This is a genomic window from Bhargavaea sp. GQ12, from assembly GCF_059758705.1.
In genome coordinates this window covers 169,661-184,525 of the sequence record NZ_JCAXEU010000002.1, presented here as the reverse complement: position 1 = coordinate 184,525, position 14,865 = coordinate 169,661, and the positions used below count along the sequence as shown (strand labels likewise).

The 14,865-nt window shown below is 54.9% G+C and carries 14 protein-coding genes, 1 pseudogene and 2 riboswitches; all 15 genes and pseudogenes read left to right on the top strand.

The features are described 5' to 3' along the window. Positions 1-250 precede the first annotated feature (250 nt). Positions 251-1,045, top strand: coding sequence for an ABC transporter ATP-binding protein (locus AC6CHQ_RS02675; RefSeq protein WP_251239530.1), 795 nt, complete (start codon positions 251-253; stop codon positions 1,043-1,045). Next, a complete protein-coding gene (locus AC6CHQ_RS02670; RefSeq protein ID WP_498080816.1) occupies positions 1,023-2,981 on the top strand; it encodes an ABC transporter permease in 1,959 nt (652 codons plus the stop codon). The genes AC6CHQ_RS02675 and AC6CHQ_RS02670 overlap by 23 nt, the downstream gene beginning before the upstream one ends. Positions 2,982-3,124: 143 nt before the next feature. Further along, positions 3,125-4,459 carry an LLM class flavin-dependent oxidoreductase gene (locus AC6CHQ_RS02665; protein WP_498080815.1) on the top strand — a complete coding sequence of 445 codons (1,335 nt, stop codon included), beginning with the start codon at positions 3,125-3,127 and terminating at the stop codon, positions 4,457-4,459. Positions 4,460-4,653: 194 nt separating this feature from the next. Beyond that, a riboswitch (guanidine-I (ykkC/yxkD leader) is annotated at positions 4,654-4,758 on the top strand. Between the two features lie 89 nt (positions 4,759-4,847). Beyond that, positions 4,848-5,190 (top strand): annotated as a pseudogene (locus AC6CHQ_RS02660) (DMT family transporter). Next, the gene (locus AC6CHQ_RS02655) at positions 5,172-5,486 is read left to right on the top strand and encodes a DMT family transporter (protein WP_498080814.1); all 315 of its coding nucleotides are present in this window, start codon (positions 5,172-5,174) and stop codon (positions 5,484-5,486) included. The pseudogene AC6CHQ_RS02660 and the gene AC6CHQ_RS02655 overlap by 19 nt, the downstream one beginning before the upstream one ends. 145 nt (positions 5,487-5,631) lie before the next feature. Then, a riboswitch (cobalamin riboswitch) is annotated at positions 5,632-5,811 on the top strand. 311 nt (positions 5,812-6,122) lie between these two features. Beyond that, positions 6,123-8,324, top strand: a complete 2,202-nt coding sequence (locus AC6CHQ_RS02650) for a ribonucleoside-diphosphate reductase subunit alpha (protein ID WP_498080813.1) — start codon at positions 6,123-6,125, stop codon at positions 8,322-8,324. Positions 8,325-8,419: 95 nt separating this feature from the next. After that, positions 8,420-8,872, top strand: a complete 453-nt coding sequence (locus AC6CHQ_RS02645; RefSeq protein WP_498080812.1) for a flavodoxin — start codon at positions 8,420-8,422, stop codon at positions 8,870-8,872. A 41-nt stretch (positions 8,873-8,913) separates the two neighbouring features. Continuing rightward, positions 8,914-9,966, top strand: a complete 1,053-nt coding sequence (locus tag AC6CHQ_RS02640; RefSeq protein WP_498080811.1) for a ribonucleotide-diphosphate reductase subunit beta — start codon at positions 8,914-8,916, stop codon at positions 9,964-9,966. A gap of 123 nt (positions 9,967-10,089) precedes the next feature. After that, the gene (locus AC6CHQ_RS02635; protein ID WP_177168266.1) at positions 10,090-10,770 is read left to right on the top strand and encodes a transposase; all 681 of its coding nucleotides are present in this window, start codon (positions 10,090-10,092) and stop codon (positions 10,768-10,770) included. A 65-nt stretch (positions 10,771-10,835) separates the two neighbouring features. Then, the gene (locus tag AC6CHQ_RS02630) at positions 10,836-11,795 is read left to right on the top strand and encodes a 2-hydroxyacid dehydrogenase (protein ID WP_498080810.1); all 960 of its coding nucleotides are present in this window, start codon (positions 10,836-10,838) and stop codon (positions 11,793-11,795) included. 143 nt (positions 11,796-11,938) lie between these two features. Beyond that, positions 11,939-12,139, top strand: coding sequence for a hypothetical protein (locus AC6CHQ_RS02625; RefSeq protein ID WP_498080809.1), 201 nt, complete (start codon positions 11,939-11,941; stop codon positions 12,137-12,139). A gap of 157 nt (positions 12,140-12,296) precedes the next feature. Next, the gene (locus AC6CHQ_RS02620) at positions 12,297-12,725 is read left to right on the top strand and encodes a VOC family protein (RefSeq protein WP_498080808.1); all 429 of its coding nucleotides are present in this window, start codon (positions 12,297-12,299) and stop codon (positions 12,723-12,725) included. Beyond that, a complete protein-coding gene (locus AC6CHQ_RS02615; protein ID WP_498080807.1) occupies positions 12,725-12,991 on the top strand; it encodes an iron-sulfur cluster biosynthesis in 267 nt (88 codons plus the stop codon). Before AC6CHQ_RS02620 ends, AC6CHQ_RS02615 begins: the two co-directional genes overlap by 1 nt. A 167-nt stretch (positions 12,992-13,158) precedes the next feature. Further along, complete coding sequence (locus AC6CHQ_RS02610; protein ID WP_498080806.1) at positions 13,159-13,935, top strand: IclR family transcriptional regulator; 777 nt, start codon at positions 13,159-13,161, stop codon at positions 13,933-13,935. A 35-nt stretch (positions 13,936-13,970) separates the two neighbouring features. Continuing rightward, positions 13,971-14,855 (top strand): acetaldehyde dehydrogenase (acetylating), encoded by an 885-nt coding sequence (locus tag AC6CHQ_RS02605; protein WP_498080805.1) that lies wholly within the window; start codon positions 13,971-13,973, stop codon positions 14,853-14,855. Positions 14,856-14,865 lie beyond the last annotated feature (10 nt).

Genomic DNA, 14,865 nt, shown 5'->3' with positions numbered 1-14,865 from the left:
GAAAATGCGGTCGCATGGCTTCCGGCCATTCCTTTTGAGTCTATATAATTCACCAAATTATATCATGAATATCCCGATGCCCGGCGCGAATGTCCCGTTTCATTCCGCCTTGCACGCTCAACCTTACAGAATCGTCACTTGCGCCACCTTGATTGTAACCAATATCGAACGACCGCAGTCGTCTGTGCGCGTTATGATAAACTCAACAAATTGGGCGGGGCTATGAATCCCGCCGCCGGGAGGAATCATCATGGTGACAAACACCAACCATATACAAGGCCGCACGGTACTGCAGGCGCATCAGATCCGCAAATCGTTCGGTTCTAAACTGAATTCTACCGAAGTGCTAAAAGGGATTAATCTCCAAGTACGTGAAGGGGAGTTTGTCGGAATCATGGGACCGTCGGGAGCGGGGAAGACGACACTTCTGAATGTGCTCGCGACGATCGACCGTCCGACATCAGGCACAATCACGATCGACGGACAGGAAACATCGAAGATGAAGGATGCGCAGCTGTCGACGTTCCGCCGCGACAAGCTCGGATTCATTTTCCAGGACTACAACCTGCTGGATACGCTCACGGTCAAAGAAAACATCCTTCTTCCGGCGTCCCTAGGCGGGCTTTCGAAAAAGGCGGCCGAGGAGCAGTTCAACGACATCGCGGGCATCCTTGGCATCAAGGAGCATGGCCACAAATACCCGCATGAAATCTCCGGCGGGCAAAAACAGCGGACGTCCGCGGCGCGTGCGCTCGTCAACCATCCGTCGATGGTGTTCGCAGATGAGCCGACAGGAGCGCTCGACTCCAAGTCGGCCTCGGCACTTCTCGGCACGCTGGAAGACGTCAACAAATCACGCGGCGTAACGATCATGATGGTCACTCACGATGCGGTCGCGTCCAGCTACTGCAGCCGTGTCATCTTCCTGAAGGACGGCGCGATGTACTCCGAGCTGTACCGCGGTGACAAGGCGCGCCAGGCATTTTTCCAGGACATCCTGAACATGCAGGCTGTGCTCGGAGGTGACCGCGTTGACGCTCGTTGACCTCGTGATCCGCAGCATGCGGAAAAACCTGAAGCATTACTATCTGTACTTTTTCGCGCTGATCTTCGGCGTTACGCTATTTTTCATCTTCTCGACGCTCCAGCATGATTCGGCTGTCGTGGAACAGACCGACCTGTCGGCGAAGATGGCATCCGGCTTTCAGGCAGCGACTGTCCTGCTGTTCGGGATCCTCATCATCTTCGTGACCTATGCGAATGACCTGTTCCTGAAGCGCCGGAGCCGGGAAATCGGGCTTTATCAGCTGGTCGGCCTGACAAAAGGCGCGGTATCGCGTCTCCTCATCATCGAGAATATCCTGCTCGGTGCCGGTGCCTTCATCGTCGGCATCGGAGCGGGGATGCTCGTCTCCAGGCTGTTCTTACTGCTCCTCATGAAACTCGTCGGCTATGACGGGTTCGTCAACCTGTCATTCAGCGGAGCGGCGTTTCTCCAGACCGCGGCAGTGTTTGCTGTCCTGATCGTCATCACATCGTTCCGTATGTTCTGGAAAGTCCGCCGCTCGCAGCTGATCGATCTGTTCAATGATGATAAAAAGGATGAACATCCGAAGCAGCCAAAGCCAGTCCTGTCGGCACTTCTCGGAATCCTGGGCGTCGGCATGATCGGCTTCGGCTACTGGTTCGTCAACTCTGAATATATGATGACCGCGTTCCTGTTTTTCAATATGCTGCTTGTCCTCATGCTCGTCATAGTCGGAACTTACATCGCCTTCCGTGTGACGATCGGCTGGCTGATGACTCTCGTCAGGAAAAATCAGAATGGGCATATCGGTCTTGCCGGCGCCTTGTCCCTCGCACCGCTCATGCACCGGATGAAAGCCAATGCAAAGTCGCTCACCGTCATCACGACGTTGTCCGCGATGACTCTCGCCATGGCTGGATTTGCCTATTCGATGTATTACACAACCGAGCAGGAAACGCGCGTAAGGGTTCCGCATGACTTTCTGATTGACGAAGTAGGAGAAGGAAAAGAGGGAACTTCTGCGGAAACAGCCGCACAGTTCGCCGAAGACTTGGACAGTGCAGGCATCGGATACACCCAACAGCCCATCACTTATCTGGAGCTGACCGGTGCATTAAGCGGGGAAAATCTGCCGGATCTTCTGAATTGGGAAGGGAACACGGTCGAGCTGCTCGTATTTGATACACGGGAGCTGAAAGCGGCAGGACTCGACATCGAAGAGCCGGAAACAGGAGAAGCGACGATCCATAATAATGGGATTTCCTGGCTTCTAACCAAAGAAGTCTTTCCGATTGGGGCTTCTGTCGCTGTGGAAGGAAGAACGGAGAAACTGAACGTCACTTCCATCGGTACACAGGAAGTGGCAAGCGGTTATGCGGGAGTTTATACTCAGCTGACTTTGAATGGTGAAACATTCGACCGCATCAAGGAAGCGGCTCCGGCAGAGTCCCAGCGTCCGCTTGTCGCTTTTAATCTGGATGACAAGGGTGACCTTGCAGAAGCCTCCGCTATCTTCAAAAACTACAGGGAAGAAATGACCCTCGATTTCTATTCCACCTATAAGGAATCATTGTCATACAACGGCATCATGATCTTCATCACCGGCTTCCTCGGCCTCGCGTTCCTCGTATCAACCGGCAGCATCCTGTACTTCAAGCAGATGAGCGAGGCCGAACAGGAAAAGCGCAGTTACACAACACTCCGCCAGCTCGGATTCAAGACCGGCGAAATCATGAAAGGCATCCGCCGAAAGCAGGCATTCGTCTTTGGAATTCCGCTGCTGATGGGCCTTGTCCACTCGGTGTTCGCCATAAAATCTGTATCGTTCTTGTTCACGTCAACTGATATCACACTGCCTGTCACCATCGCGATGATTGCCTACGCCCTGATCTATCTTGTTTTCGCCGTACTCACCATCGGCTACTACCGGAAAACAATACAGGCCGCACTTTAAATGAGACGCCTTTTCCCGACGTGGAAAGGGCGTTTTCGACATTTCCCGGGAAATAAAGTCGGAAATTGTCCAGTAAAAGGTGTCTTTACACCTGTAAAGAAAGGCGGTATGATGAAGCCAATATCATCCGGGAGGTATGCATCATGGGAAAAGGAATGATTCTGGGGACGATGATTCACGGAGCGGGGGAACGCCGGACGGACTGGCGGCACCCTACAATCCCGTCTGATGCCAGTGTCAGCCTTGATTTCTATAAGGAACAGGCTCTTGTTTCGGAACGTGGGAATTTCGATTTTGTCTTTGTCGCGGACGCGATGTACATCACCCCACAGTCGGCTCCCCACTATCTGAACCGCTTCGAACCGCTCACAATTTTGTCCGCGCTAGCGGCTGTTACTTCCCGGATCGGGCTCGTCGCGACGGTTTCGACCACGTACAGCGAGCCCTACACTGCAGCCCGGCAGCTGGCCTCACTCGATATGCTGAGCGGGGGGCGTGCAGGATGGAACGCTGTCACGACAGGCCTTGGCGGCACCTCGCTTAACTTCGGTCACCGCCGGGACATGCACCCGGAGCATAGTATCCGCTACCGGATGGCCGCCGAATTCACCGAAGTGGTTCAGAAACTGTGGGATTCCTGGGAAGATGATGCGTTTGTGCGCGACAAGGCGAGCGGCGACTTCTTTGATCCGGACAAGTTGCACGAAGCGGATCATAACGGGGAGTTTTTCTCAGTCCAAGGAGCGCTCAACATCGCCCGGTCACCGCAAGGTCAGCCAGTCGTCTTCCAGGCAGGCAAGTCGGAGGACGGGCGCAGGTTTGCGGCGGACACGGCGGAAGTGGTGTTTGCAATCGACGGGGAGATCGGCGCAGCCCGCGAATATTATGGGGATATGAAAAAGCGGACGATACGTGCCGGCAGGAACCAGGACGAATTGCTCGTTATCCAGGGCATCAGCCCGATCGTCGCTGAGACGGAGGAAGAAGCGTTCCGCATCCGCGAAGAGCTTACCGCCACCGTCTCGCTGGATGAAGCGCTCGCCGACCTCGGCCGCCACTTCGACCATCATGATTTCACCCAATATGATCCGGACGCGCCGTTCCCGGATTTGGGCGGACTGGGCGAGAACGGATTCCAGAGCGATACCGAGCGCATCATCAGAGGCGCCCGCCTGGACGGCCTCACTTTAAGGGAAGCGGCCATGCGAGAAGCCGCACCGAAAACTCCGTTTATCGGAACACCGGAACAAGTGGCCGACCGGATTGAAGAGTGGTACCGGACTGCTGCGGCAGACGGATTCATGCTGATCGCCAACCTGCCGGGTCTTCTCGAGAGTTTTGTGGACGGAGTCGTTCCGATCCTCAGGGAGCGCGGCCTGTTCCGGGAGGATTATGAAGGTGTGACCCTGCGCAATCATCTCGGCCTGCCGTTCAAGGAAAACCGGTACGCACGGGTTGCGGAGGCGAGCCTCGTCTGAGGGGTGGGGGAGCTTGCTGTACTTTCAAGAGCCGATGGTGTACTTTCAAGGGCCGATGGTGTACTTTCGTGTGCCGATACTGTACTTTCATCACCCGATTGTGTACTTTCACGCGCGCTTACTGTACTCTCGCGACTCCAAGCCCGAGAGTTGCCGCCCGCGGCCGATTTGCTATAATGAAACCAACCTCATACGAACAAGTCCCCTAGGGTTCCGCGGCGCCGAGTTCGCCGGTCTGGTCCGAGAGGGGGCTCACGGCAATAATTGCCGTGCCACGGAAGGATAAAAGCCTGGGAGATGCTGTCGGATCAGCATGCTCCCGGGCTTTTTTGTTTGGACAGGGTGCCGATCCGAGAGGGTGAGGAAATCAAAAGAGGAGGACAACCACATGAAAGACTGGGGAAAAATCATTGTCGCATCTGTCTTTGAAGTCGGCTGGGTGATCGGACTCAAGCACGCGGACAGCGCCATAGAATGGCTTGGAACCGCAGTGGCCATCTGGGTGAGCTTCTATCTGATGATCGTTGCTAGTCGTACACTTCCTGTCGGCACTGCGTATGCCGTCTTCGTAGGACTCGGCGCGGCAGGAACTGTCATCGCCGAGATCATCCTGTTCAGTGTGCCGGTCAACCCGGCCAAACTGATCCTGATCGCCGTCTTGCTCAGGCGTGATCGGCCTGAAATTCGTCACGGATGAAGGAGGGGAAAAAGAATGGCATGGCTCTCACTGATCGCCGCCGGTCTGTTTGAAACTGCCGGGGTTCTGAGCATCAACCGGCTCAACCGGGAACGCAACGCCAAATCGTTCCTGCTGCTGGTCGGTGCATTCGGTGGCAGTTTCATCCTGCTCGCGTACGCCATGAAGTTCCTTCCTATGTCCACCGCCTACGCCATCTGGACAGGGATCGGCGCATCCGGCGGAGCACTTGCCGGCATGTGGCTCTACGGAGAATCCAAAGATTGGCGGAGGGTATTATTTATTTTGATGATCCTCGGGGCTGCGGTAGGGCTGAAATTGGTGGAATAAACGAACGCCCTTGCCGGGAGTGATATGTCTGTTATAGTAGAATCCGTGTGTGGATGACACGCTTCGCCAAATTTCGTAGCCTTTCGTCCTATTCACGTTTAAAACACAATATGTTAGGCTATATGAGCATTAACAACACAATATATTGTAGTAACGATGGGTTGGTACCGATCGCGGTTTAAAAGGGAATCCGGAAAATCCGGAGCTGTCCCCGCAACTGTAAGCGCCGACGACCGCCGAAAAAGCCACTGCAGCTGATGCTGCGGGAAGGCCGGCGGAAGGAAGAAGCGCGAGCCAGTAGACCTGCCACCCATCGGCAAGCGACACTTTCTTCGGGGGTTGAGAGGTGGATGCGAACGGGCGCCGGCCATTCATATCTTTTATTCATCTCTTCATTCATCCCCGGGCCCGATCCTCCATTACCCACACGCAAACAGCGGAAGCCCCGCCGAAGAATTCTTTCTTCGGACGGGGCTTTTGCGCGTCTGAAGACCGGTTTCGCGCCGGCACCGCGCCAGTTTGCGACCGCAGCTCCGAATTTCACGCCGGCAAGATGCCAATTCGCGACCGCAACCCCAGATTTCACGCCGGCAACACAACATTTCGTATCGCCATAACCACTAAGGAGGAATATCCATGGTCATCACCAAACAGACAGATCAGCTCGACATCCTATCCGCACTGGAACAGGAATTCACAGCAGATAAAATCGCCCCGCTGCTCCGAGCGGCAGAGGGCTATAGCGGACCGTCCCTTTCGCAACACCTCATTCGCGAGTCGCTTGGCCGGGTGGATGAATCGGAAACGTATTGGACGGATGTCGCGGCACGCATTTTGCTCGCTCAACTTTACCGCGAGCAGCAGGAGCGCCGAGGCAGAGAGGAAGTCTACGGCGACTTCGCTCACCATGTCCGCACACAGGCTGAAGCCGGCTTCTACTCATCCGCGCTCACCGAGCAATACTCTGAACGCGAGCTCCGGGAAATCGGTACGTTTCTCGATCCGTCACGCGACCGGCTGTTCACGTACACCGGCCTGAAGACACTCACAGACCGCTATGTGGCCACTGATTTCAATAAAAAGCCGGTTGAGTTGCCACAGGAGCGCTGGCTTGTTATCGCGATGACGCTGATGAGGAACGAAACGGAAGACCGGCTCGGAAAAATCGAGGAAGCCTACTGGGCACTATCAAATCTCTATATGACCGTCGCGACGCCGACGCTCGCGAATGCCGGAAAGCCGCACGGCCAGCTGTCATCCTGCTTTATTGACACTGTCGACGATTCGCTACAGGGCATCTATGATTCGAACACGGACATCGCAAACCTGTCCAAATACGGCGGCGGGATCGGCGTTTACATGGGGAAAGTCCGCTCCCGGGGCGCCGCAATCCGAGGTTTCAAGGGCGCATCATCCGGCGTCCTACCGTGGATCAAGCAGCTGAACAACACAGCCGTTTCCGTGGATCAGCTCGGCCAACGGCAAGGCGCGGTCGCCGTTTATCTTGATGTTTGGCACAAGGACATCCTCACGTTCTTGGACCTGAAACTGAACAACGGTGACGAGCGCCTCCGTGCCCATGACATCTTCACCGGTGTCTGTCTGCCTGATCTGTTCATGGAACAGGTCGATGCGCGTGGCGACTGGTATCTGTTCGACCCGCATGAAGTGCGCACCGTCATGGGCTGGTCGCTTGAAGACTTCTACGACGAAGAGCGGGGGAGCGGTTCGTTCCGCAAGCGGTATGAAGAATGCGTTGCGCACCCGGATATCCATTTTGTAAAGGTGCCGGCGATCGATATTATGAAGCGCGTCATGCGCAGCCAGCTCGAGACAGGCGTGCCGTTCATGTTTTACCGGGACGAGGTGAACCGGATGAACCCGAACAAGCATGAGGGCATCATCTACTCGTCCAACCTGTGCTCGGAAATCGCGCAGAACATGAGCGCGACGAGCGCATCACAGGAAGTGCTGGAAGACGGAGTGATTGTCAGCCGCCGTACGCCAGGTGACTTTGTTGTGTGTAATCTTTCGTCCATCAACCTTGGTAAAGCGGTTCCGGCGGGTGTGCTCGGCAGACTCATCGACATCCAGGTCCGCATGCTCGATAACGTCATTGACCTGAATAAAATCCCCGTCCTGCAGGCGCAGGTGACGAACAGCCGCTACCGCGGCATCGGCCTTGGCACATTCGGCTGGCATCACCTGCTTGCACAGAACAACATCCAGTGGGAGTCGGAGGAAGCTGTGGAGTTCGCAGACAAGCTATATGAAGACATTGCCTACCACACAATCAAGGCGTCCGCGAAACTGGCCGGGGAGAAGGGCGCGTATCCGCTCTTTTTCGGGTCGGATTGGCAGACCGGCACCTACTTCGAGCGCCGCGGATATAAAGGAGAGCGCTGGGAGTCGCTCAAAGAGGAAGTCGGAAGGAACGGCGTTCGCAACGGCTATATGATGGCTGTTGCCCCGAACTCCTCGACATCCGTTATCGCCGGCTCCACCGCATCGATTGATCCTGTCTTCAAGCCGTTTTATCACGAGGAAAAGAAAGACTACAAACTCCCGGTTGTGGCGCCGGACCTTGATCACCGGACATACGACGTCTACCGCCGCTCCGCCTATATCGTCGACCAGCGCTGGAGCGTCCGGCAAAACGCCGCCCGCCAGCGTCACATCGACCAGTCGATCTCATTCAATTTATATGTCCCGAATACCATCCGCGCCAGTGTCCTGCTGGATCTCCATTTGCAGGCATGGAAGTCGGGGATGAAGACGACCTACTACACGCGCTCCACGGCGAGTGACGTGGAGGAGTGCGAATGGTGCCAGTCGTGAACATTTCTGAGAGTTAAGATTAGGTCCGTGAGTGTTAAGATTCTCGGGCTGAGAGTTAAGTATATGGTCGGCGCACCACCAAGGGAGGGTCGCATATGGACGTGCTGATCGCCTACGCCACATACAGCGGCAACACGAAGGAAGCGGCTGAGCTGATCGCCGATTTCATTGAGGAGGCGGACCATTCCGTCAGTTTTCATTGGATCGGAGGTGAGCCAGCCCCCGATGTTTCCGCGTATGACGCGCTAATATTAGGCTCATTCACCTGGGCAGAGGGCAGTGTTCCTGAGGAAGTGAAGGACTTTATCCTGGACGTGGGCTATAAACCGCCAAATACGTTCATCTTCGGAACCGGCGACACACAACTCGGCGGTGATGCGCTTTTCTGCCGGGCCGCCGTCAAACTGGCCCGTTTCTATGATTCCCTGTTGCCGCCGCTCAAGGTTGAACAGAGCCCCCGCGGCGGGCAGGAGGAAAGCGTGCGGGAATGGACATCCCGCGTTGCAGAGTGTCTGGATGGCCAATTGAGCGCTCGCTCGGCCAGATAATTGATTTGATACACCTTAACATTAGAGAGGAGTCACTATCCATGACGACACAATCGGCCCAACTGCTTACCCGCGTGAAGGTGCTGGACCCGGTCAATCCGAACCGGGCGACGGCGATCTTCGGCGGGGAGGCGAGCGGTATTCTGAACTGGAACGACCTGAAATACCCTCATTTTTATAAACTCCGCCAGCGGATCCGATCCTTGTTCTGGACCGCGAATGAGGTGGACATGACACAAGACGTCAAGCAGTTTCCGAACCTCTCCCCAAAAGAACGGGAGGCGTTTCTGAAGATTATCGGCCTGCTGGCGACATTGGATGGGCCGCAGACGGATGTCGCAGCAAAGCTCGCGAATTATGTGACCGACCCTTCCGTCAAATCGTTGTTCGCGACGATCGCCGACCAGGAAAGTGAGCACAACCACAGCTACGCGTATGTCCTGAGTTCGGTCACGACCTTCGACAACCAGGTGAAATCTTTTGAAACCGGACGGCATGACCCGGTGCTTCTGAAGCGGAACGAGCGCATCGCCGAGGTCTACAATGAGTTCGCGATCCGGCCGACTGCGGAAACTGCACTTAAGGCGATGGTGTATACGACGCTTCTGGAAGGCCTGTTCTTTTATTCCGGCTTCGCTTTCTTCTACAATCTTGCGCGAAACGGGAAGATGGTCGGGACGTCGACAATGATCAGTTACATCAACCGTGACGAGCTCGAGCACGGGAAGGCGATGAGTGATGTGTTCCGCGCGGCGATGGGGGAGAATCCAGACCTGAATACGCCGGCATTCACCGAATGGATCTATGATGCATACCGTCACTCGGTCGAACAAGAGACGCTGTGGAGCCGATATGTGCTGGACGGTGTGGACGGCATCGATTTGGTGGAGATGGAAGGCTACATTAAATATAGGGCTAACAAAATGCTGAGGATGCTCGGCCTGTCCGAGTTGTATCCGGAACACATCGATAATCCGATGAAATGGATCCGTGCTTATGTTGACAGTTTTGATGATACAAAAACAGACTTTTTTGAACAGACCTCCAGGCAATACACGAAGACAAGTGACTTAAACGGCTTCGACGACCTGTAATCCCTTTAAATCAAACCATTTTTCTACAGAAAATATGCAATTTCCTCCTTTAACTATGGACAATGGACATCATAAATTTGTTATAATTGCGTCAATGATAATTTGTTCAAGGGGGAAATGCGCATGGCGGCTAATGTGATGGAAGATAAAGAAGCAAAACCACAAAAAACGTTCGAGGAAAGACTCCGGGCGGTGAATGAAGTCCTGGAAAAGAAGCGGAAAAAGGGAGCGGTCGCGCGTGAGTTCGGCGTCCACCCGAATACGCTGAAAAACTGGCTAGATGCCTATGAGGAATCCGGCGAGGAGGGCCTCATCCCGAAAAAGCGCGGCCGCCAGCCAAAATCCCCGGGCATTGACCCGAACCGCCGGCTCCGCGACCTGGAGCGCGAAGTTCGCCGGCTGCGGGAGGAAAACGAGATTCTGAAGAAATTCACATCGATGATCGACGTCAAGAAGAATGAGCGTTTTGATGCGATCCATGAGATGAAGGACGAGCACAAGGTTCGCCGGCTCTGCCTGACGCTCGATGTATCGGAAAGCGGCTACTACAACTACGTAAACCGGCCGGAAAACAAGCTGTCGGACCGTGACCGCGAGGACATCGCCCTGATGCGCCATCTGATGGAGCAGGAAGATGTTCTGGATCCGGACTGGATCCTGCTCGAGCTGCGAAAGGCGGGTCGCACGATCAACCGCCGCCGCCTCCTCCGTCTGCTTGACCAGATCGATGAGGTCGAGGTGCTTGAGGTGGAAGTTGACGTGGACGATCACTCCGAGGAAAAGGAAGCCGTCACGGCAAAATAACGCTTAAACAAAACCGTCGGAATGCAGTTTCCGGCGGTTTTTCACAGTGAAAGGGGATGCGGGGAATGAAGAAAATCTTTATCACACGAAAGCTGCCGGAACAATCCGTCGCCGGGCTCCGGGAAATGTTTGACGTGGACATGTGGCACAGTGAGGACGAGATCCCGTCGAAAGATGTGCTGGTTGAAAAGGCGAAGACTGCGAATGCGCTCTGGACAAATGTGGCCGACACGGTCGACCGCGAGGTGATTCAGGCGGGGGAGAATCTCGAAGTGATTGCAAACCTTGCCGTCGGGTACAACAACATCGATATCGAGGCGGCTAAGGAAAGAGGAATCAGCGTCACAAATACGCCGGGTGTCCTGACTGAAACGACAGCGGACCTTGCGTTTACGCTGATGCTCGCTGCCGCGCGCCAGACCGGTCAGGCGGAGCGGTTCCTGCGCGAGGGGAAATGGACGTCCTGGTCGCCGATGGGCTTCACCGGCATGGACATTTTCGGTGCCACACTCGGAATTGTCGGCATGGGCCGCATCGGGGAAGGCGTCGCCCGTCGCGCCGCCGGTTTTGATATGGATGTGCTCTATCACAACCGCACCCGCAAAACAGAAGCCGAGTCGATGTTCGGCTTCAGATACGCGGAACTGGACGACCTCCTTTCGAAGTCCGACTTCGTCGTCGTTCTCACGCCGCTAACCGACGAAACCCGTGGCATGATCGGCGAACGCGAGCTCAGCCTGATGAAAAACACCGCCGTCCTCGTCAACGCCTCACGCGGAGGGATCGTGGATGAAGATGCCCTATATGAAGCGCTGAAAAATGGAGGGATCTGGGCTGCAGGACTGGACGTTTTCGAAGGCGAGCCGATTGGTTCCGACCACAAGCTCCTCACCCTGCCGAACGTGACGGCACTCCCGCATATCGGTAGCGCAAGCGTCAAGACAAGGCTCGCCATGATGAGGATGAACGCAGAAGACATCGGAGCGGTTTTGTCAGGACGCGACCCGGAAAACAGGGTGGTGTAAAAAATGAAAAAGCTCATCGTGGCAGGTCTGATCACATTGGCCGGCGTTCTTCTCAAACCGAAGAAAGTGGAGTCGGGAAAGAATATCCGCTGAAACCTATCCTGTCCCCGGACCGTAAAAGGAAAGAAGAGGAGGGACCCCAAATGATCCAAACAAGACATATGATCGGCCTTATCGCAGCCACGCTGCTTCTGGTGGTCGCGCTTCTCCTGGCCGCCCAGCATTACTTCACCAAGAAAGAAATTAGCGTCCTGACCGATGGCTGCCTGGAAAATGACGGCACGGTGGAGCTGACGATCCATAACACGCTAACCAATTCATATGAATTCGCCTGTACACGCTGAAGATATGCATGTGAAGAACCGCCCGCTTTCCCAGATGGAGAAGCGGGCGGTTTCAATTATCGGTTGGCCGGCTGGCTGCCTTCTGCAAACCAGGCTCACTTCCACAAAAATCGGGTATGATAAATGAGGACAAATCAGAAAGCGGGGCGGTTTCCAGATGAAAGAATGTATCACACCTTATCTTACGTTCTACGGCCGGGCCAAGGAAGCGGCCGTATTTTATGCGGATCTGTTCGGTATGAAGAATCTCGGCATCCAGACATATGGAGATTCAGACTTTCCTACGCCAGAGGGTGCAGAAGACTATGTGATCCACTGTCACCTGAAGCGCGGTAATTTCCAGCTGATGCTGGCCGATTCGACCGAGCCGGCACCGGAAGTCCCGCGGCGTGGTATTTCTCTCCTGATTGACTGCGAATCAGAAGAAGAGATCCGCAGGCTTTATGATGCACTCCTCGATGAGGGCCGCCGCATCATGGAGCTCCAGGACACATTCTGGGGCGCCAGATACGCCAAGGTGGAGGACCGGTACGGATTCACATGGGACCTGAACTATTCAAAAGACCCCGATCAGGCATTCGATTGATGTTTACGGTGTCTGATGCGGCAAAGGCGGAGCTGGAAAAACGGTTTGAGGCCGCGGGTTTCCAATATGTCCGTCTCGGGATGCGGAAAAGCTGTTTGCTGAGCCTTAAATTGCCCCTGGTTGAGTCGGCGCAGCCCGGTGATCAGAAGTTTCCGGTGGCGGGCTTCCGCTTTCTCCTGAATGAAGGAGAACGTCATTACTTTAAGGGGAAGACACTTGATTATGTCCCGGACCGGACGGGCTTCAGACAGTTTGAATTGATTTAATACATGCAAGTGCCTGCTTTCGATCATCGAAGGCAGGTCTTTTTGTTGTTAGAAAAGTTTTCTTAATATTCATTGACATTGAACCTGCTTAGGGATTACGATAAACACATCATCAATAATCACGAACGGTGTTCGACAATGTCGAACAACAGAAGGGAAGGTTGATAGTGACCGGGAAAATCATTCAGTCGGTGGACCGTGCGATCGATATCCTGGAGCTGTTCATGGCTACGGGACCAGAACTCAGTATCAAGGAAATCAGCGGAAAGCTGGACTTATCGAAAAGCACCGTCCATGGCATCATCAAAACACTGGAACACCGAGGATACCTCCAGCAGGACCCGGAAAGCCTGAAATACCGGCTGGGCATCAAGCTGTTTGAACTGGGAAATGTCGTCGGCAGCAGCATGGACATCCGGAAAATCGCTTCACCGCTGATTCGGAGCTTGGTGGAGGAGCTCCACGAAACCGTCCACCTGGCCGTCATGGAAAGGGAAGAAGTCGTCTACGTGGAAAAGCTGGAAGGTCCGAGGACACTGACAATTTACTCGCATGTCGGAAAGCGCGCACCCGTCCACTGTACGGGAGTGGGCAAGGCGATCCTCGCTTATCAGAGTGAGGAGCAGATCGACAAAATGCTGACTACCGAAGACCTGGTCGCCCACACGCAGCACACCATGACGGACGAAGCCGCAGTCAAGGAACACTTGAAAATCATCCGGAATAGGGGATATGCCGTCGATGATGAAGAAATTGAGCTCGGCCTCAAGTGCGTCGCCGCACCGATCTTTGACCATCAGGGGAATGTAACCGCTTCAATCAGCTGCTCCGCCCCGAAAGTGAGAGCGGATGAAGAAAGCTTTGCAGAAATGGTCGGGAAAATCACGGCGGCGGCATCCGAAATATCAGCCGCACTGGGCTACCGCAGTCCGCAGACAGTCTAATCTTTGAAAACACGAATGGGTAGGGGGAGATTCATGTGTCAAAAGTAAAAGTGGCAATTCTCGGTTCCGGGAACATCGGGACCGACCTGATGATCAAGCTGGGGCGCTCTGACGTATTGGAACTAACTGCAGTAATCGGGATTGATCCGAATTCCGACGGCCTGCGCCGCGCGCGGGAACTCGGATATACGGCGATCGACAGTGGCGTCGACGGATTCCTTGAGCAATCGGAACTCGCGGACATCGTGTTCGATGCGACTTCCGCAAAAGCACATCTGTACAACGCAAAGGTATTGCAAGAAGCGGGCAAGAAAGTGATCGATATGACGCCGGCCGCCATTGGTCCGTATGTGTGCGCAGCCGTCAACATGGACGAGCACCTGGACAAGGACAACATCAACCTCATCACTTGCGGCGGCCAGGCGACCATTCCGATGGTCCACGCGGTCAACAGGGTCGCGCCAGTTGAATATGCAGAGATCGTCGCGACAATTTCGAGCCTGAGCGCAGGTCCTGGAACGCGCGCCAATATCGATGAATTTACGGAAACCACTTCACGGGCGATCGAAAAAGTCGGCGGCGCCAAAAAAGGCAAGGCAATCATCATCCTGAATCCGGCGGAACCGCCGATCCTCATGCGGGACACGATCTACACGCTCGTCGAGGAAGGCAAGATGGACGAACAGGCCATCCGAAAGTCGATCGGGGACATGACGGATGTCGTCCAGTCGTATGTTCCGGGCTACCGTCTCCGCACGGAACCGATTTTCGACGGGAACCAGGTCACGATCTTCGTCGAAGTGGAAGGCGCCGGGGACTACTTGCCTAAATACGCAGGCAACCTGGACATCATGACGGCTGCCGGTGTCAAAGTCGCTGAAGAATTCGCCAAGAACGTCCTGGCGAAACAAACGGTTTGAGGGGGAACGG

Bases quoted from the DNA above. Each gene is read 5' to 3' on its own strand.
- AC6CHQ_RS02675 (WP_251239530.1), top strand. From the start codon at position 251: ATGGTGACAAACACCAACCATATACAAGGCCGCACGGTACTGCAGGCG.
- AC6CHQ_RS02665 (WP_498080815.1), top strand. From the start codon at position 3,125: ATGGGAAAAGGAATGATTCTGGGGACGATGATTCACGGAGCGGGGGAA.
- AC6CHQ_RS02655 (WP_498080814.1), top strand. From the start codon at position 5,172: ATGGCATGGCTCTCACTGATCGCCGCCGGTCTGTTTGAAACTGCCGGG.
- AC6CHQ_RS02650 (WP_498080813.1), top strand. From the start codon at position 6,123: ATGGTCATCACCAAACAGACAGATCAGCTCGACATCCTATCCGCACTG.
- AC6CHQ_RS02645 (WP_498080812.1), top strand. From the start codon at position 8,420: ATGGACGTGCTGATCGCCTACGCCACATACAGCGGCAACACGAAGGAA.
- AC6CHQ_RS02640 (WP_498080811.1), top strand. From the start codon at position 8,914: ATGACGACACAATCGGCCCAACTGCTTACCCGCGTGAAGGTGCTGGAC.
- AC6CHQ_RS02635 (WP_177168266.1), top strand. From the start codon at position 10,090: ATGGCGGCTAATGTGATGGAAGATAAAGAAGCAAAACCACAAAAAACG.
- AC6CHQ_RS02630 (WP_498080810.1), top strand. From the start codon at position 10,836: ATGAAGAAAATCTTTATCACACGAAAGCTGCCGGAACAATCCGTCGCC.
- AC6CHQ_RS02625 (WP_498080809.1), top strand. From the start codon at position 11,939: ATGATCCAAACAAGACATATGATCGGCCTTATCGCAGCCACGCTGCTT.
- AC6CHQ_RS02620 (WP_498080808.1), top strand. From the start codon at position 12,297: ATGAAAGAATGTATCACACCTTATCTTACGTTCTACGGCCGGGCCAAG.
- AC6CHQ_RS02615 (WP_498080807.1), top strand. From the start codon at position 12,725: ATGTTTACGGTGTCTGATGCGGCAAAGGCGGAGCTGGAAAAACGGTTT.